At 70.0% G+C, this 17,236-nt stretch carries 17 protein-coding genes; 8 read left to right on the top strand and 9 right to left on the bottom strand.

Features of this window, described 5'->3' with window-relative positions:
* Positions 1-11: 11 nt before the first annotated feature.
* The 4 genes from ccoO to QM792_RS10940 form a co-directional block, all read right to left on the bottom strand.
* Positions 12-662, bottom strand: coding sequence for a cytochrome-c oxidase, cbb3-type subunit II (gene ccoO, locus QM792_RS10955; protein ID WP_415149922.1), 651 nt, complete (start codon positions 660-662; stop codon positions 12-14).
* A gap of 21 nt (positions 663-683) precedes the next feature.
* A complete protein-coding gene (gene ccoN, locus QM792_RS10950; protein ID WP_415149920.1) occupies positions 684-2,132 on the bottom strand; it encodes a cytochrome-c oxidase, cbb3-type subunit I in 1,449 nt (482 codons plus the stop codon).
* 61 nt (positions 2,133-2,193) lie between these two features.
* Positions 2,194-2,382 (bottom strand): cbb3-type cytochrome oxidase assembly protein CcoS, encoded by a 189-nt coding sequence (ccoS, locus tag QM792_RS10945; RefSeq protein WP_415149918.1) that lies wholly within the window; start codon positions 2,380-2,382, stop codon positions 2,194-2,196.
* Positions 2,383-2,387: 5 nt separating this feature from the next.
* On the bottom strand, positions 2,388-4,670 hold the full coding sequence (locus QM792_RS10940; protein WP_415149917.1) for a heavy metal translocating P-type ATPase: 2,283 nt from the start codon (positions 4,668-4,670) through the stop codon (positions 2,388-2,390).
* Between the two features lie 34 nt (positions 4,671-4,704).
* On the opposite strand from QM792_RS10940, the gene QM792_RS10935 reads away from it, so the two are divergent.
* Positions 4,705-5,172: a DUF192 domain-containing protein gene (locus QM792_RS10935; protein ID WP_415149915.1), complete on the top strand. Its 468-nt coding sequence runs from the start codon at positions 4,705-4,707 to the stop codon at positions 5,170-5,172.
* A 74-nt stretch (positions 5,173-5,246) separates the two neighbouring features.
* Here the strand turns inward: QM792_RS10935 and QM792_RS10930 are convergent, their stop codons facing one another.
* The 3 genes from QM792_RS10930 to QM792_RS10920 all read right to left on the bottom strand — a co-directional run bounded on the left by QM792_RS10930 (position 5,247) and on the right by QM792_RS10920 (position 7,498).
* The gene (locus tag QM792_RS10930; RefSeq protein WP_415149913.1) at positions 5,247-5,828 is read right to left on the bottom strand and encodes a superoxide dismutase; all 582 of its coding nucleotides are present in this window, start codon (positions 5,826-5,828) and stop codon (positions 5,247-5,249) included.
* A gap of 79 nt (positions 5,829-5,907) precedes the next feature.
* Positions 5,908-7,215 carry an exodeoxyribonuclease VII large subunit gene (gene xseA, locus QM792_RS10925; protein ID WP_415151612.1) on the bottom strand — a complete coding sequence of 436 codons (1,308 nt, stop codon included), beginning with the start codon at positions 7,213-7,215 and terminating at the stop codon, positions 5,908-5,910.
* Positions 7,202-7,498, bottom strand: coding sequence for a hypothetical protein (locus QM792_RS10920; RefSeq protein ID WP_415149911.1), 297 nt, complete (start codon positions 7,496-7,498; stop codon positions 7,202-7,204). The genes xseA and QM792_RS10920 overlap by 14 nt, the downstream gene beginning before the upstream one ends.
* A 44-nt stretch (positions 7,499-7,542) precedes the next feature.
* Between QM792_RS10920 and QM792_RS10915 the strand changes: the two genes are divergently transcribed.
* From QM792_RS10915 to QM792_RS10885, 7 genes are all read left to right on the top strand, one after another.
* Positions 7,543-8,175, top strand: coding sequence for a MotA/TolQ/ExbB proton channel family protein (locus QM792_RS10915; protein WP_415149910.1), 633 nt, complete (start codon positions 7,543-7,545; stop codon positions 8,173-8,175).
* A 16-nt stretch (positions 8,176-8,191) separates the two neighbouring features.
* Positions 8,192-8,617 (top strand): ExbD/TolR family protein, encoded by a 426-nt coding sequence (locus QM792_RS10910; RefSeq protein WP_415151611.1) that lies wholly within the window; start codon positions 8,192-8,194, stop codon positions 8,615-8,617.
* A 1-nt stretch (position 8,618) separates the two neighbouring features.
* Complete coding sequence (lpxK, locus tag QM792_RS10905) at positions 8,619-9,653, top strand: tetraacyldisaccharide 4'-kinase (RefSeq protein WP_415149908.1); 1,035 nt, start codon at positions 8,619-8,621, stop codon at positions 9,651-9,653.
* A gap of 3 nt (positions 9,654-9,656) precedes the next feature.
* The gene (locus tag QM792_RS10900; protein ID WP_415149906.1) at positions 9,657-9,851 is read left to right on the top strand and encodes a Trm112 family protein; all 195 of its coding nucleotides are present in this window, start codon (positions 9,657-9,659) and stop codon (positions 9,849-9,851) included.
* A complete protein-coding gene (gene kdsB / locus QM792_RS10895) occupies positions 9,848-10,609 on the top strand; it encodes a 3-deoxy-manno-octulosonate cytidylyltransferase (RefSeq protein ID WP_415149904.1) in 762 nt (253 codons plus the stop codon). The genes QM792_RS10900 and kdsB overlap by 4 nt, the downstream gene beginning before the upstream one ends.
* A 284-nt stretch (positions 10,610-10,893) precedes the next feature.
* A complete protein-coding gene (gene adk / locus QM792_RS10890) occupies positions 10,894-11,547 on the top strand; it encodes an adenylate kinase (protein ID WP_415149902.1) in 654 nt (217 codons plus the stop codon).
* 11 nt (positions 11,548-11,558) lie between these two features.
* Entirely contained in the window at positions 11,559-12,317 is a 759-nt protein-coding gene (locus QM792_RS10885) for a 3-hydroxyacyl-CoA dehydrogenase (protein ID WP_415149900.1), read from the top strand.
* A gap of 71 nt (positions 12,318-12,388) precedes the next feature.
* On the opposite strand, the gene QM792_RS10880 is transcribed toward QM792_RS10885, so the two are convergent.
* Both QM792_RS10880 and QM792_RS10875 read right to left on the bottom strand, forming a co-directional pair.
* Positions 12,389-14,461 (bottom strand): prolyl oligopeptidase family serine peptidase, encoded by a 2,073-nt coding sequence (locus QM792_RS10880; protein ID WP_415149898.1) that lies wholly within the window; start codon positions 14,459-14,461, stop codon positions 12,389-12,391.
* Between the two features lie 70 nt (positions 14,462-14,531).
* Positions 14,532-17,123, bottom strand: coding sequence for a TonB-dependent receptor (locus tag QM792_RS10875; protein WP_415149897.1), 2,592 nt, complete (start codon positions 17,121-17,123; stop codon positions 14,532-14,534).
* Positions 17,124-17,236: the final 113 nt, after the last annotated feature.

The raw sequence follows: 17,236 nt of genomic DNA, 5'->3' as shown, positions 1-17,236 counted from the left end.
GCGCACCTCCCTCACTTCGCGCCGGCGGCGGCGTTCGCGGCAGCGGTGGCCGGGGCGGTGCCCAGCACCTGCAGGTAGGCGATCACCGCCTCCATCTCGGTCTTGCCCTTGACCTCGTCGCCGGCCTTGGCGATCTCGTCGTCGCTGTAGGGCACGCCGACCGTGCGCAGCGCCTTCATCTTGGGCGCCATGTCGGCCGGGTCGATGGTGGACTTCTCGAGCCACGGGTAGGCCGGCATGTTCGACTCGGGCACCAGGTCGCGCGGGTTGAACAGGTGGATGCGGTGCCAGTCGTCGCTGTACTTGCCGCCGACGCGGTGCAGGTCCGGGCCGGTGCGCTTGCTGCCCCACTGGAACGGGTGGTCGTAGACGAACTCGCCGGCCTTGGAGTAGTCGCCGTAGCGCAGCGTCTCGGCGCGGAACGGGCGGATCATCTGCGAATGGCAGTTGTAGCAGCCCTCGCGGATGTACACGTCGCGCCCGGCGAGCTGCAGCGCGGTGTAGGGCTTGAGGCCCGGCGCCGGCTCGGTGGTCGACTTCTGGAAGAACAGCGGCACGATCTCGACGAGGCCGCCGACGGCGACCACGATCAGGATCAGCACGATCATCAGGAAGTTGTTGGTCTCGATCTTCTCGTGACCGGTGGCATGGGTGTTGGCCATTTGTTCTGTCCTCCTGCGGGTTCAGGCGTGGGCCGCGACGGCGGGCACCGGGACCGGCTCGTACTTGCCGCTGGTGGCGGTCTTGATCGTGTTCCAGCCCATGATCAGCATGCCGCCGAGGTACAGCAGGCCGCCGGCCAGGCGGATCACGTAGAACGGGAAGGTCGCCTTCACGCTCTCGACGAAGCTGTAGACCAGCGTGCCGTCGGGGTTGATGGCGCGCCACATCAGGCCCTGCATCACGCCGGCGATCCACATCGCGGCGATGTACAGCACGATGCCGATGGTGGCGATCCAGAAGTGCAGCTCGATGGCGCGCGTGCTGTACATCGTCTTGCGGCCGAACATGCGCGGGATCAGGTAGTACAGCGTGCCCATCGACACCAGGCCCACCCAGCCGAGCGCGCCGCTGTGCACGTGGCCGACGGTCCAGTCGGTGTAGTGCGACAGCGCGTTGACCGTCTTGATCGACATCATCGGGCCCTCGAAGGTCGACATGCCGTAGAACGACAGCGAGACGATCAGGAACTTCAGGATCGGGTCGTCGCGCAGCTTGTGCCAGGCACCCGACAGGGTCATGATGCCGTTGATCATGCCGCCCCACGACGGCGCCAGCAGCACCAGCGAGAACAGCATGCCCACGCTTTGCGCCCAGTCGGGCAGCGCGGTGTAGTGCAGGTGGTGCGGGCCGGCCCACATGTAGGTGAAGATCAGCGCCCAGAAGTGCACGATCGACAGGCGGTACGAGTACACCGGGCGCTCGGCCTGCTTGGGGATGAAGTAGTACATCATCCCGAGGAAGCCCGCGGTCAGGAAGAAGCCGACCGCGTTGTGGCCGTACCACCACTGCACCATCGCGTCCTGCACGCCGGCGTAGGCCGAGTAGCTCTTGGTCAGGCTGACCGGAATCGCCGCGCTGTTGACGATGTGCAGCAGCGCGACCGTCAGGATGAAGGCGCCGAAGAACCAGTTCGCCACGTAGATGTGGCGCACCTTGCGCGTGCCGACGGTGCCGAAGAAGACGACCGCGTAGGACACCCACACGACGGCGATCAGCAGGTCGATCGGCCATTCGAGCTCGGCGTACTCCTTGGCCTGCGTCAGGCCCAGCGGCAGCGTGACCGCCGCCAGCACGATCACGAGCTGCCAGCCCCAGAAGGTGAACCAGGCGAGCTTGCCGGCGAACAGCGGCACCTGCGAGGTGCGCTGCACGACGTAGTAGCTCGACGCGAACAACGCGCAGCCGCCGAACGCGAAGATCACCGCGTTGGTGTGCAGCGGCCGCAGCCGGCCGTAGCTGAGGAACGAGATCCCCAGGTTCAGCTCGGGCCAGGTGAGCTGCGCGGCGATGATGACGCCGACGAGCATGCCCACGATGCCCCATAGCACCGCGGCGAGCGTGAACGCCCGCACGACGGCGTCGTTGTAGACGGGCGCACTCCTCGTGGCCGCCGACGCGTTGTTGACCATCGGATCTCTCCTTCCTTGCCTGTCGTATTTCCGGATGAAACCATTGTTCCCCGCAGGGTCATTATCCGGATTGATCGCCATCAACCTTTCCCTCGGGCGGGCCCGCGGGCGTCTCTTCCGCGCCGAGGATGCGTTCACCCTCGCGCTCCAGGTCGTCGAACTGCCCGGCATTCAGGGCCCAGGCGAACACGCCGATGATGGCGAACACCAGCACCACCGACAGCGGGATCAGCACGAACAGGATGTCCATCGCGTTCAGCCCCGCCCCGCCGGCGCGTCGATCTGCGCCACGCGCAGCGCGTTGAGCACCACCAGCAGCGAACTCGCCGCCATGCCGATGCCCGCCGCCCACGGCGGCAGCCAGCCCACCAGCGCCAGCGGCACGCAGGCGGCGTTGTAGAGCGCGGCCCAGGCGAGGTTCTGGCGGATCACGCGCAGCGTGCGCCGCGCCTGGGTGCGCGCGAGCGCGACGTCGCCGAGGCGCTCGCCGAGCAGCACCACGTCGGCGCCGCTGCGCGCCACCGCCGAGCCGTGCGCGAAGGCGAACGAGACGTCGGCGCGCGCCAGCACCGGCGCGTCGTTCAGGCCGTCGCCGACCATCGCGACGCGCCGCCCCTGCGCCTGCCACGCCGCCACGGCGGCGAGCTTGTCGGCCGGCGTCGCGCCGCCCTTCACCTCGGCGATGCCCAGGCGCTGCGCCAGCGCCGCGGCGCGCGCCGGCGCGTCGCCCGACAGCAGCGCGAGCGTCAGGCCCTGCGCGCGCAGCGCCGCCAGCGTGGCCGGCGCGTCCTCGCGCAACTGCTCGCGCAGCACGAAGGCGGCCTGGGCGCGGCCGGCCGGACCGAAACACAGCGCGCCGTCCGGCACCTCCGCGGCGAGCGAGGCGTCGACCCAGCCGGCGCGGCCGAGGCGCCAGCGCGTGTCGTCGGCGGCGCCGGCTTCGAGGCCCTGCCCCGCATGTTCCTCGACCTCGCGCCAGGCACCCGCTTCCGGCGCGCCGCCGGCGGCGGCCACCAGCGCCTGCGAGGCCGGGTGGGTCGACAGCGCCGCCAGCGACGCCGCTCGCGCCAGCAGCGCGGGCGCATCGGCGCCGGGCGCGAGCACGCGCGTCTCGGCCAGTTCGAGGCGGTCGCGCGTCAGCGTGCCGGTCTTGTCGAACACCACGGTGTCGATCGCCGCCAGGCCCTCGAGCGCCTCGATGCGCTGCAACAGCACGCCGCGCCGCGCCAGCGCGCCGGTGGCGGCCAGCAGCGCCGAGGGCGCGGCCAGCGACAGCGCGCAGGGGCAGGTGACGATCAGCACCGACACCGCCACCCAGACGGCGCGCGACGGGTCGATCAGCGACCACGCCGCCGCCGCGCCCGCCGCCAGCGTCAGCACCGCCCACAGGAAGGGCCCGGCGATGCGCTCGGCCTGCTGCACCAGGCGCGGCCGCTGCGTCAGCGCGCTGCGCATCAGCGCCACGATGCCGGCCTGGCGCGTGTCCTCGCCCAGCCGCAGCACCTGCATCACCACCGGCGCGCGCAGGTTCAGGCTGCCGGCCACCAGTTCGTCGCCCGGCTGCTTGGCCACCGGTTCGGATTCGCCGGTCAGCAGCGCCTCGTCGACCAGGCTGCGCCCGTCGAGCAGCACGCCGTCGGCCGGAAAAGCCGCGCCGGCGGGAACGCGCACGCGGTCGCCGGCGGCCAGCCGCGCGATCGCCACCGCCTCGCCGGCGCCGTCGGCGCGCAGCCGCTCGACGCTGTCGGGCAGCCGCGCGGTGCCGGCCTCCAGCGACAGCGCCACCTTGTGGCGCGCGCGCAGTTCGAGCCAGCGCCCGCCGAGCAGGAAGAAGACGAACATCGTCAGCGAGTCGAAATAGACCTCGTGGCCGAAGACGCCGCCGGGGTCGAAGGTGGCGCCCGAGCTGGCGATGAAGGTCACCGCGATGCCCAGCGACACCGGCACGTCCATGCCGAGGCGGCGCTGGCGCAGGCTGTTCCACGCGCCGCGGAAGAACGGCCCGGCCGAGAACAGCAGCACCGGCAGGCTCAGCAGCCAGCTCGCCCACTGCAGCAGGCGCAGCATGTCGGGGGTGATGTCGCCCGGCTCGGAGACGTAGGCCGGCGTGGCGTACATCATCACCTGCATCATGCAGAAGCCGGCCACGAACAGCCGCCACAGCGCCTTGCGCTGCTCGGCCTCGCGCTGCGCGCGGGCGCTGGCGGCGGCGTCGGGCACGGCGCCGTAGCCGGCGCGCCGCACCGCCTCGACCAGCGCCGAGGCGCGCGTGCGCTGCGGATCCCAGCGCACCAGCGCGATCGCGGCGCTGCCGTGCACACGCGCCTCGCGCACGCCCTCGACGCGCTGCAAGGCAGCCTCGATCAGCCCGGCGCAGGCGGCGCAGTACATGCCCGAGATGCGGAACTGCGAGGTGGCCTCGCGCACGCCGGCCGGCCCGGGCGCGAAGGTCGTGAACGACGCCTGGTTCAAGGGGTCGTCGAGCGCGCGCAGGTCGTCGCCGCTCGCCGCCGCGCGTTCAGTCCATGTGGAAGCCACGCCCATAATCTACCGGCCGCACCCTGGGGTTCGAATGACATTCATCAAGCCACGCTCCCTCGCCGCTGTCCAGATCCTCGCCGCCGCGCTCGCCCTGGTCGGCGCCGCCCGCGCGCAGGACGCGCCGCAGCGCCTGCCGGCCACGACGCTGACCGCCGGCTTCCACCTGATCAAGGCCGAGCTGGCACAAACGCCCGAGCAGCGCGCCATCGGCCTGATGCACCGGCCGGCGATGGCGGCCAACGACGGCATGCTGTTCGTCTTCGAACGCCCCGGCCAGCAGTGCTTCTGGATGAAGAACACGCTGCTGCCGCTGTCGATCGCCTTCCTCGACGACGACGGCAGCATCGTCAACATCGAGGACATGAAGCCGCAGACGCTGGACTCGCACTGCTCGGCGCGGCCGGTGCGCTACGCGCTGGAGATGAACCAGGGCTGGTTCGCCAAGCGCGCGCTGAAGGCCGGCGCGAAGATCAAGGGCGAGCCCTTCGGCACCAAGTGAACCAGCCCCTCCCATGACGAAAAAGGCCGGTCGACGACCGGCCTTCCCCTTTGGCGGAGCGCCTCTTCGCGCGTTCAGGCGAAGTTCTTCTCCGCGAACTCCCAGTTGACCAGCTTGTCGAGGAAGGTCTCGACGAACTTCGGGCGCAGGTTGCGGTAGTCGATGTAGTAGGCGTGCTCCCAGACGTCGACCGTCAGCAGCGCCTTGTCGGCGGTGGTCAGCGGCGTGCCCGCGGCGCCGGTGTTGACGATGTCGACGCTGCCGTCGGGCTTCTTCACCAGCCAGGTCCAGCCCGAGCCGAAGTTGCCGACCGCGCTCTTGACGAAGGCTTCCTTGAACGCGGCGTAGCCGCCCCACTTCGTGTTGATCGCCGCGGCCAGCGTGCCCTGGGGCTCGCCGCCGCCGGCCGGCTTCATGCAGTTCCAGAAGAAGGTGTGGTTCCAGATCTGCGCGGCGTTGTTGTAGATGCCGCCGGACGACTTCTTGACGATCTCCTCGAGCGGCATGCTCTCGAACTCGGTGCCCTTCTGCAGGTTGTTCAGGTTGACCACGTAGGCGTTGTGATGCTTGCCGTGGTGGTATTCGAGCGTCTCGCGGCTGTAGTGCGGCGCGAGCGAATCGATCGGGTACGGCAGCGGCGGCAGGGTGTGTTCCATGAGCATCCTCTCTTGTGTCGTTGGCCTGCGCCGCATTGTAGGCAGGGCCCCGAGACCCTGCCGGCGGGCGTGGTGCCGCTCAGTCGCCGCCCGGGCCGCTTTCCGGATCGACGCCAGCCACCGTCAGCGCCGCGTGACCGTCGGCCAGCGTGGCGCGCACGCCCTGGCCGACGTGCAACTGCCGCGCCGACTGCAGCACGCGGCCCGCGTCGTCGGTCAGCCAGGCGTAGCCGCGCGCCAGCACGTGCTGCGGATCGAGCGCCGCGAGGCGCTGGCCGAAGGCGTCGAGCCGGCGCGCGCGCGCGTCGAGGTCGACCGCCGCGGCGCGCGCGAGGCGCCGGCCGAGCGGGGCCAGCGCCGCGCCGCGCCGCTCGGCCTGCCGCGCGGCGGCGGCGGCCAGGCGCTGGCCGAGCAGCGCGAGCTGCTGCCGGCGCGCGCGCACGCCGGCGGCCGGGCGCGCCAGGCGCAGCGCCAGGCCGTCGAGACGCTGCGCCTGGGTGTCGAGCGCGCCGTGCAGGCGCAGCGCGGCGCGCCGCTGCAGCAGCGCGAGCGCCTCGGCGCAGGCGGCGCTGGCCGGCGCGGCCAGTTCGGCGGCGGCGGTCGGCGTCGGCGCGCGCAGGTCGGCGGCGAGGTCGGCGAGCGTCACGTCGGTCTCGTGGCCGACGCCGCACACCACCGGCACCGCGCAGCCGACGATGGCGCGCACCACGCGCTCGTCGTTGAACGACCACAGGTCTTCCAGCGAGCCGCCGCCGCGCACCAGCAGCAGCGTGTCGACCTCGCGTCGCGCGGAGGCCGCGGCCAGCGCCTGCGCCAGCGCGGCCGGTGCCTCGGCGCCCTGCACCGGGCTCGGGTAGACGATCACCTCGACGTGCGGGCTGCGCCGCGCCAGCGTGCTCAGCACGTCGTGCAGCGCCGCGGCGGCCAGCGAGGTGACCACGCCGACGCGGCGCGGAAAGGCCGCGACCGGCCGCTTGCGCCCGGGCTCGAACAGACCTTGCGCCTCGAGCCTGGCCTTCAGGCGCAGGAACTGCTCGAACAGCGCGCCGGCGCCGGCGCGCTGCATGCCCTCGACGACGAACTGCAGCTCGCCGCGCGGCTCGTAGACGGCCAGCCGGCCGCGCAGTTCGACGAGCTGGCCGTCGGCGGGCGCGAAGTCGAGCAGGCCGGCGGCGCGGCGGAACATCGCGCAGCGCAGCAGCGCGCCGGCGCCGTCGGCATCCTTCAGGCTGAAGTAGCAGTGGCCGCTGGCCGCGCGCGCGAAGGCCGACAGCTCGCCGCGCACCACGCACACCGGGAAACGCGCCGCCAGCGTGTCGGCCACCGCCTGCACCAGCGCGGCGACGCTCCAGACCAGCCGCGGCGCGCCGCCCTCAGCCACGCGCAAACCCAATGGCGGCGCGGGTCGAGAACTCCACAACACGCAGCCATGCGGCCTGGCGCGCCATCTTGCCCGTCACGGCGCCGTCATGTTCGTGCAAGTGCTTGATTTTCAAAGGTTTCTCGCTGCTGAATTTTTCAGCGATCCAGCCCGGCGCCAGAATCGGCGCGGCTTTGCGCGGGCCGGACGGGGGTTGCCCACAAAGTTGTCCACACGCGCGGTGGATTGTGGCGCGCCCGCCGCTGCGAGGGTGCGGCACGACGCCGCGGCCACACCCTTCGTCTATCATCGCGCCTCGCCAAAGAACCGCAGTCCGTCACCGAAAGGGCTCGCTTGTTTTCGATCATACAAGCCGCTGGCTGGCCGATCTGGCCGCTCATCATCTGCTCGATCATCGCGCTGGCGCTGGTGGTGGAGCGCCTGTCCAGCCTGCGCGCCGTGCGCGTCGTGCCCCCGAAGCTGCTCGACGAGGTGCTGTCGGTGACACGCGCCAACCTGCCGTCGCCCGACGTGGTCAACAAGCTGGCCGACAACTCCATCCTCGGGCGCGTGCTGGCCAGCGGCATCCGCGCCGTGATCAACGACCCGCGCATCAACGAGGACACGCTGCGCAGCACCTTCGAGTCGGCCGGCCGCGCCGCGGTGCACCGCATGGAGCGCTACCTCAACACGCTGGGCACCATCGCGCAGTCGGCGCCCTACCTCGGGCTGCTCGGCACGGTGATCGGCATGATCGAGATCTTCGCCTCGCAGTCGCCCGCGGGCGGCAACCCGGCGCAGCTCGCGCAGGGCATCTCGATGGCGCTGTACAACACCGCCTTCGGCCTGATCGTCGCGATCCCGGCGCTGATCTTCTACCGCTACTTCCGCGGCCTGGTCGACCAGTACACGCTGGACATGGAGCAGTCGGCCAACCGCCTGGTGCCGCACCTGCTGCGCTTCACGCGCGAGCGCAACGCCGGCTGAGACTGCCCGCATGTCGCTGAACTTCCGCAAGGGCCGCCCCGAGGAGCCGGAGATCAACCTGATCCCGTTCATCGACATCCTGCTGGTGGTGCTGATCTTCCTGATGGCCTCCACCACCTACTCGAAGTTCACCGAGCTGCAGGTCACGCTGCCCACCGCCGACGCCGAGAAGCTGCGCGAGCGCCCGCGCGAGATCGTCGTGCTGGTCAGCGCCGACGGGCGCTACGTGGTCAACCGCAAGCCGGTGGACGGGCGCAGCGTCGAGCTGCTGGCCGCCGAGCTGAACGCGGTGTCCGAAGGCTCGAAGGACCTGGTCGTGATCGTCTCGGCCGACGCCACGGCGGCGCACCAGAGCGTGGTCAACGTGATGGACGCGGCGCGCCGCGCCGGCCTGGCGCGCCTGACCTTCGCGACGCAGACCTCGGGCGGCGAAGCGCGTTGATTTGGCGCTGAACGCCATCGAACGCCGCCTGCAACGCATCTGGAGCGGCCGCGGGTCGCTGGCCGTGGCGCTGCTGCCGCTGGCGGCGCTGTTCGGCCTCGCCGCGGCGCTGCGCCGCGCGCTGTACCGCCTGGGCGTGCTGCGCACACGGCGTGTCGGCGTGCCGGTGATCGTGGTCGGCAACCTGATCGCCGGCGGCGCCGGCAAGACGCCGGCGACGCTGGCGCTGGTGGCGCTGCTGCGCCGCGCCGGCTGGCGGCCGGCGGTGGTGTCGCGCGGGCACGGACGCGCGTCGCGCGGCATCGTGCACGTCGAGGCCGACACGCCGGCCGCCGAATGCGGCGACGAACCGCTGCTGCTGCGCCTGCGCGGCGGCGTGCCGGTGTGCGTCGGCGCCGATCGTGTCGGCGCGGCCGCAGCGCTGCTCGAACGCCACCCCGAGGCCGACGTCATCGTCTGCGACGACGGCCTGCAGCACCTGCGCCTGGCGCGCGACGCGCAAGTCATCGTGTTCGACGAGCGCGGCGCCGGCAACCGCTGGCTGCAGCCGGCCGGGCCGCTGCGCGAGCCGCTGCCGGCGCGCGTGCCGGCGCGCAGCCTCGTGCTCTACAACGCGGCGCAGCCGAGCACGCCGCTGCCCGGCCACGTGGCGCGCCGCGCGCTGGCCGGCGCCGCCAGCCTGGCCGGCTGGTGGGCCGGCGCCGCCGCCAGCCGCGCCGCGCTCGAAGCGCTGCGCGGCCGCCGCGTGCTGGCCGCCGCCGGCGTCGCGCGGCCGCAGCGCTTCTTCGCGATGCTGCGCGAGGCCGGGCTGGACATCGTCGAGCACCCGCTGCCCGACCACCACGACCACGCCGTACTCGACTGGCCCGCCGGCACGCAGGACGTGATCGTCACCGAGAAGGACGCCGTGAAGATCCGCCCCGAGCGCGCCGGCGCGCTGCGCATCTGGGTGGCGGCGCTAGACTTCGGCTTCCCCGCGGCCTTCGAGCGCGAGCTGCTCGCGCTGCTGCCGCCGCACCCGCAGCGAACCTCGTGAGCCATGGAAACCCGACTGCTCGAACTGCTGGTCTGCCCGCTGTGCAAGGGCCCGCTCGAACACCGCCGCCCGCCGGCCGACGAGCGCCACGAACTGGTGTGCCACGCCGACCACCTGGCCTTCCCGGTGCGCGACGGCATCCCGGTGATGCTGGAAAGCGAAGCGCGCCCCCTGAGCGAGCCGCAAAGCGCATCGTGAACTTCACGGTGCTGGTGCCGGCGCGGCTGGCCTCGACACGGCTGCCCAACAAGCCGCTGGCCGACATCGCCGGGCTGCCGATGATCGTGCGCGTGGCGCAGCGCGCGGCGCAGTCGGCGGCGAGTGCCGTCGTCGTCGCGGCCGACCATGCCGACATCGTCGCCGCCTGCGCCGCGCACGGCGTGCGCGCCGTGCTGACGCGCGGCGACCACGCCACCGGCAGCGACCGCCTCGCCGAAGCCTGCGCGCTGCTGGGCCTGGACGGCGCGGACACGGTGGTCAACGTGCAGGGCGACGAGCCGCTCATCGAGCCGGCGCTGATCGATGCCTGCGCGGCGCTGCTGCAGGCGCGCGGCGACTGCGTGATGAGCACCGCCGCGCACGCCATCGACCACCCGCGCGAACTGGACAACCCGAACGTCGTGAAGGTGGTGCTCGACGCCGCCGGCCGCGCGCTGTACTTCTCGCGCGCGCCTATCCCATGGTGGCGCGACGGCCGCATCGCCAGCACGGCCGCGGCACTGCCCTCGCCCGCGCCGCTGCGCCACATCGGCCTGTACGGCTACCGCGCCGGCTTCCTGCGCCGCTTCCCGGCGCTCGAGGCGGCGCCGCTGGAGCGCATCGAGTCGCTCGAGCAGTTGCGCGTGCTGTGGCACGGCGAGCGCATCGCGGTGCACGTGGCCGCGCACGCGCCCGGCCCCGGCGTGGACACGCCCGAAGACCTGGAGCGCGTGCGCGCGATCTTCGCCGCGGTCTGATACCCGGCGACGATCGATCGCCGCACTCGCCGGGGCTTCGACAGGCTCAGCCCGAACGGGACACAGGCTCCATCCGCCCTGCCTCTGTTCGCCCTGCCTCTGTTCGCCCTGCCTCTGTTCGCCCTGCCTCTGTTCGCCCTGAGCTTGTCGAAGGGCACGCGAGCCACCCGCTGCCGAGCGTCAGCTTCACGCAGGGGCGTGCATGCTATTCTCGATTCGAGTTCGCGCGACGGGGCGCCCCCGCGCCGGCGTCGTTTCCGCATAAGACTATTCGAGGCAAACCCATGAGACTGATCCTGTTGGGCGCTCCCGGCGCCGGCAAGGGCACGCAGGCCGCGTTCATCTGCAAGCACTTCGGCATTCCGCAGATCTCCACCGGCGACATGCTGCGCGCCGCGGTCAAGGCCGGCACCGAGCTGGGCATCGCCGCCAAGCGCGTGATGGACTCGGGCGGCCTCGTCAGCGACGACATCATCATCGGCCTCGTCAAGGAGCGCATCGCCCAGCCCGACTGCGCGCGCGGCTTCCTGTTCGACGGCTTCCCGCGCACCATCCCGCAGGCCGACGCGATGAAGAGCGCCGGCGTCAAGCTCGACCTCGTGCTCGAGATCGACGTGCCCGACGCCGCCATCATCGAGCGCATGAGCGGGCGCCGCGTGCACGCCGCCTCGGGCCGCACCTACCACGTCAAGTTCAACCCGCCCAAGACGGCCGGCAAGGACGACGCGACCGGCGAAGACCTGATCCAGCGCGACGACGACAAGGAAGAGACCGTGCGCAAGCGCCTGGAGGTCTACCAGAGCCAGACGCGCCCGCTGGTCGACTACTACTCCCGTTGGGCCGCCACCGGCGACGCCAACGCGCCGCGCTACCGCAAGATCGACGGCACCGGCAGCGTCGAGGACATCACCGCGCGCGCGCTCGCCGCGCTGGGCTGAGGAGCAAGCGCATGGACATCGCAGGCAAGGTCTTCATCGTCACCGGCGGCGCCTCCGGCCTGGGCGAAGGCACGGCGCGCATGCTGGCCAGGAACGGCGGCAAGGTCGTCGTCGCCGACCTGCAGGCCGACAAGGGCGAGGCCGTCGCCAAGGAACTCGGCGGCGCCTTCGTCAAGTGCGACGTCAGCCAGGAGGCCGACGGCCAGGCCGCCGTCGCCGCGGCGCTGAAGCTGGGCAAGCTGGTCGGCCTGGTCAACTGCGCCGGCATCGCGCCGGCGGCCAAGACCGTCGGCAAGGACGGTGCGCACCCGCTGGCGCTGTTCGCCAAGGTCGTGACCGTCAACCTGGTCGGCAGCTTCAACATGATCCGCCTCGCCGCCGAGGCGATGGCGAAGAACGAGCCCGAAGCCACCGGCGAGCGCGGCGTGCTGATCTCCACCGCCAGCGTGGCCGCCTACGACGGCCAGATCGGCCAGGCGGCCTACTCGGCGTCCAAGGGCGGCGTGGTGGGCATGACGCTGCCGATCGCGCGCGACCTGGCCCGCAACGGCATCCGCAACATGACCATCGCGCCGGGCATCTTCGGCACGCCGATGCTGTTCACCATGCCCCAGGAAGTGCAGGACGCGCTGGCCGCCGGCGTGCCCTTCCCGAGCCGCCTGGGCACGCCGGACGACTACGCCAAGCTGGTGCACCAGATCGTCACCAACGAGATGCTCAACGGCGAGGTGATCCGGCTGGATGGGGCGATTCGGCTGGCGCCGAAGTAGCCAACGCGCCGCGCAGCACGGAAAAACGGGCGCCGATGGCGCCCGTTTTGTTTCCCGCCTCAGGGCGCGGCTCAGGGCGTGGTCTTGCGCTTCGCGCCGATGTGCTCGTCGTAGAAGCGCAGCGAGCGGGTGTAGAAGTCGGTCACGTTGGCTTCCTTGTTGAAGCCGTGCGCCTCCTCGGCGTAGACCTTCCACTCGATGGGCTTGCCCGCCTTGATCATCGCGTCGCGCATCTTCTCACCGTGGATCAGCGGCACGCGCACGTCGTCCGAGCCCATCGTCAACATCACCGCGCCCTTGATCTTGTCGGCGTTGCGCGCCGGGGAGACACGCTGGAACATCTCGGCGTCGTCCTTGCTGTCGCCGACCAGGATCTTGAACTCGTTGGCGAGGTAGTCGAACTTGACGTCCTCGGCGATGTCCGACCAGGCGACCGACTGCATCAACCCGAGGTCGGTGACCGCGACGAAGGAGTGCGCGCACTTGAAGAGATTCGGCTCGCGCACCAGCCCTTGCAGCGAGGCGTAACCGCCGTAGCTGCCGCCGTGCAGGCACATGCGCTCCTTGTCGACGATGCCTTCCTTGACGAGGTGCAACGCGCCGTCGGTGATGTCGTCCTGCGCCGCCTGGCCCCACTGCTTGAAGCCCACGGAGTAGAGCTTGTGCCCGAAGCCCATCGAAAGCCGCGGCTCGGGCTCGAGGACCGCGTATCCGTGCGACGCGAAGAACTGCGCTTCCGGCCAACGCCCCCATTCGGACCAGTAGTAGCCACGCACCTGCGGCCCGCCGTGGATGTTCACGATGAGTGGCAGGTTCTTCGCGGGCATACCGCGCGGCAGCGTCAGGTAGGCGGGAATCGTCAGTCCGTCCCTGGACTTGTAGAGAATCGGCTTGCGCTCGGCCATCAATTCCGGCTTGACCCAGGCACGTTTCCGCGCAACGACCTCCAATTGCTTCTTGGCGGCGTCGTAGAGGTAGTACGTGCCCGGATCGATGTCCGAGTAGGCCATCACCAGCGCCACCGAGCGATCCTTGGAGAATCGAAACTCGCTGAAGCCCGGCACGGCCGCGGAGAACATCTTGGCGAGCCGCTCGTGCTCGCTGCCCGGCGTGAAGTAGACCTTCTTCGGCCGATCTCCCTGGTACTGGAATCCGACCACCTCCTTGGTCTTCGGGTCGGTGAGCAGGCCGCCGTCCGATCCGGACCCTTCGCTCTCGTCGGAGCCGCTGTTGCACTCCAGATCAACCAGCGGGTCGTCGAGCACCATGTCGCCGAACTGCTTGGTCTGGGTGTCGTATTTCCAGAGGGCCGACTTGTCGCGGCCACGGCGCGCCGTCACGTAGAGCGTCTTGTCGTCCTTGTCGAAGCCGCAGATCGAGTACGTCTCCGGATCGACGTAGAGGTTGTACTCGAACAGCTTCTCCCAAGCGCCGCCGGATGCCGGCTTGTGCCAGAACGTCTCGACCACCGGTTTGCCCTGGGCCGGGCGGGGCTCGTGGCGCACGGCAATACGCGGGCGCCGCTGGCTGTCGAGTTCCCACTGCCCCGTGCGCCCGGGCGAGTCGAACGACAGCAGTTCGAAGCGCAAGTTGCGGAAGTCCAGCTTGTAGACATCCGCGTACTCGCGCGAGCGTTCGCGCATCGCGACATAGGCCACCGTCGAATCGCCGCCCTCGGTGTCGAGCACGCTGACGATGCGCAGCCCGCGCGGCGCGCCGTTGTCGTTGTAGCCGAACACCTCCTTCATGTCGGTGCCATCGACATTGATCGTGTAGGCGCCTTTCAGGCGAGGACGCCCGCTGGCTTCCAGCCCGTCGGCGACGGTGAAGTACAGGCGCTTGTTGCCGATCCAGCGTACCTGCACGACGTCCCAGCGCTCCGATGCGGTGATGCTCTTGGCCTGCCGCCCGGCCAGATCGACGACGAGCAGGTTGCCGCGGCCCTTGTACGGCGCCACCGCCGCGACGTTCTTGCCGTCGGGCGACAAGCGCATGCTGCGGAAATCCTCCAGCGCGAAGAACTGCGCCACCGGCACCTCGGCCGCGCTCTTGTAGTCCTTCACCACCGTCTGCGCCTGCGCGGCAGGCAGGAGCACGGCTGTCAGGCCGGCCAGCAGGCCGGCGGTCAGGCAACGATTCAGCATCGAAAGTCCTCTCGTGAAACGCCGAGAGGCGATCGTCGCCGATCGCCTCTCGCGAGCAAAGATCCCCGGGTCAGAAGAAGGTGTACTTCATGCGCAGCTTGTACGAGCGGCCCCAGGCATTGTGGTAGTTGGTGCTCCAGGCTTGCGTCTGGTTGTTCACCGCCGAACGGTAGTCGAACGGTGGCTTCTCGTCACCGATGTTGTCGATCGCCAGCGACAGCTCGGTGTTCTTGAAGCCCTTGTAGCGAACGAACAACCCCAGCGTGGCCCAGGGCTTGATCGAGCAGAACTGGCTCAGCGCGGCCGGGGCCGAGCAGACGCCCGAGGGCGTCGGCCTGTTCTTGTAGCCGCCCACGTAGTTGCCCAGGAGTTCTGTCGTCCACGGACCTGTCTCCAGGCCGATCCGCGCGTTCATGCGCAGGCGCGGCTGCTGCCAGGTGCCGTTGTAGTCCTCGCTGGGGGTATCGGGCGCGGGCTGCACGTAGAAGTGCTCGAAGTAGGTTGCCGCCGCGCCGTAGCTCAGCTTGCCGGCCTCGCCGAGGTTGGTCTGTCCGCGGAAATCGACGTCCCAGCCGCGCACCGAGGTACCCGCCAGGTTCACGTACGGCAGATCGACCTCGGAGATCGAGCCCGAGGAGTCGCGCTGGATGAACTGCGAGTAGGCACCCTGATTGGCCAGCAGATGGGTGAGGTCGAGGTTGGTGATCTCGGCGGTGCGGTCGATGCGCCAGTAGTCGACCGAGACACTCATGTCCTTGGCAGGCTCGAACACCATGCCGACCGTGTAGCTCTTCGACTTCTCGGGCGAGAGGTTCGGGTTGCCGGAGATGTTGGCCTGCAGGCTCAGGCTGCAGTTCGGGTTGGTGGTGTCGATCACCGGGCACAGCACCGGATCCTGCACGCCGTTGTAGAAGCCGACACTGACAGCCGGGTTGGTCTCGCGCGGATTGGCCGCGCGGAAGCCGCGTGCATAGGTGCCGCGCAGCACCAGGCTGGGCAACGCGGTCCACTTCAGGCCGACCTTCGGCGTGGTCGACTTGCCGCCGACGCTGTAGCGGTCGTGGCGCAGCGCCAACTGGCTCTCCAGCGTACGCAGGATCGGCAGATTGACCTCGGCATAGGCCGACTTGACGGTGCGCTTGGCATCCAGCGGATCGAGCGAGCCGAAGCCGAAAACCTCACCCGTGACGAAACGCTCGTCGAACTCGTCTTTCTGCGTCTCACGCCGAGCCTCGACGCCGGCGGCGAAACCGACGGCGCCGCCGGGCAGCGTCAACGACGAGAACTCGGTGGACACGCGCGCATCGGCGAATGTGGTGGTGGCCTTGCCCTTGCGGCTCAGCGCCGGCGAGATCTGCGCCAGCACGGCCGGGTCGTTGACCATGCCGGGCACGTACGTGCCGTTGGCCAGCGCCTCATCCATCGGCGTGATCAGGATCGAACCAAGCTGGTCGATGCGAACCTTGTTCTGCATCGTGCCGATGGCGCTGTCGAAGTCCCAGCTGCCGAGCGTTCCCTTCAGCCCGGCCAGCACACGCATCTCGTCGGACGTCACGTTGAACTTGCGCGGGCCGAGGTCGCCGGCGCGATACAGCAGGTCGACCGGGCCGGCGATGCCGTACGGCGCGCCATCCGTCACCAGCGTCTGGAAGTCGTAGTCGTTGTAATAGAACTGCGGGTCGAACTGGTAGCCGTACTTGCTCTTGCCCAGGCCGGCATCGAAGAAACCGGTGAGGTTGGCCGAGAGCTGCACGTTGCCGCGCACGAACAGACTGTCGCGCTCGGCCTTGGGCGCCATCGTGTTGTACTCGAACACGTCGAGCACGCAGCGCGTGACGCCGCCGACGACACGCTGGTTCGCCGGATCGCAGTCGGTGCCCGGCAGCATCGAAATCGTGCCGGTCAGCAAGTTGCCTGGATACGCGTATGACGAACGCCCGTCGACCGGAATGCCCTTCGGTGCGAGGTTGCGCGAGGGATAGAAGCGGTTGTCGGACACCGTCGCGTGATCCTGCGACAGGTGCTCGTAGATCGCGAAGATGTTGTAGCGGTCGGCTGCGATGTCGCCGATGCCGCCCGACAGGTTGAAGCTCGTGACGCCGAGCGCGCCGTTCTCGTTGAAGCCGTGCTGCACCGCGGCCTCGAGCCCGGTGAAGTCGCCGCGCAGGATGATGTTCACCACGCCGGCGATCGCTTCCGAGCCGTAGATCGCCGAGGCGCCGTCCTTCAGGATGTCGATGCGATCGATCGCCGAGACCGGGATCGCATTGACGCTGGTCAGCACCTCCTGGAAGCCGGTGACGCCGTAGGGCGCGATGCGCCGGCCGTTGATCAGCACCAGCGTCGCGCCGCCACCCAGGCCGCGCAGCGAGATCGTCGCCGCGCCCGGCGTGAAGCCGCTGAACTCGACGCCGCTCAGGCCGCCTTGCACCACGGTCAGCCGGCTGATGACGTCGCCGAGCGTCGAGGCGCCCGAGCGCACCATGTCTTCGCGCGTGATCACCGTGACGGGAGACGCGGTCTCCATGTCGGTGCGCTTGATGTTGGAGCCGGTCACCTCGACACGCTGCAGTTGTTGAGTCTGCTGCTGTTGCGGCTGGCTTTGCTGCTGGCCCATCACCGACAGGTGTGCGCCGGCGGCACACAGTGTCAGAACGGCCAACCGAATGCTGCTGGGCTTGAACATGGGAAACCCTCCGATTGATATGCAAATAGCGTAATGCGACCTGTGAGCGGCGTCGCTCATGGCGTTCACCAATGAGGCGCAGGAGCAAC

Source organism: Piscinibacter sp. (genome assembly GCF_047600445.1).
In the GTDB taxonomy this organism is placed as follows: Bacteria; Pseudomonadota; Gammaproteobacteria; order Burkholderiales; family Burkholderiaceae_C; genus Piscinibacter.
Note: the sequence above shows the minus strand (reverse complement) of the source record. Positions and strands in the feature narration are given on the sequence as shown.

Bases quoted from the DNA above. Each gene is read 5' to 3' on its own strand.
- ccoO (WP_415149922.1), bottom strand. From the start codon at position 662: ATGGCCAACACCCATGCCACCGGTCACGAGAAGATCGAGACCAACAAC.
- ccoN (WP_415149920.1), bottom strand. From the start codon at position 2,132: ATGGTCAACAACGCGTCGGCGGCCACGAGGAGTGCGCCCGTCTACAAC.
- ccoS (WP_415149918.1), bottom strand. From the start codon at position 2,382: ATGGACATCCTGTTCGTGCTGATCCCGCTGTCGGTGGTGCTGGTGTTC.
- QM792_RS10935 (WP_415149915.1), top strand. From the start codon at position 4,705: ATGACATTCATCAAGCCACGCTCCCTCGCCGCTGTCCAGATCCTCGCC.
- QM792_RS10930 (WP_415149913.1), bottom strand. From the start codon at position 5,828: ATGGAACACACCCTGCCGCCGCTGCCGTACCCGATCGATTCGCTCGCG.
- QM792_RS10920 (WP_415149911.1), bottom strand. From the start codon at position 7,498: ATGATAGACGAAGGGTGTGGCCGCGGCGTCGTGCCGCACCCTCGCAGC.
- QM792_RS10900 (WP_415149906.1), top strand. From the start codon at position 9,657: ATGGAAACCCGACTGCTCGAACTGCTGGTCTGCCCGCTGTGCAAGGGC.
- adk (WP_415149902.1), top strand. From the start codon at position 10,894: ATGAGACTGATCCTGTTGGGCGCTCCCGGCGCCGGCAAGGGCACGCAG.
- QM792_RS10885 (WP_415149900.1), top strand. From the start codon at position 11,559: ATGGACATCGCAGGCAAGGTCTTCATCGTCACCGGCGGCGCCTCCGGC.
- QM792_RS10880 (WP_415149898.1), bottom strand. From the start codon at position 14,461: ATGCTGAATCGTTGCCTGACCGCCGGCCTGCTGGCCGGCCTGACAGCC.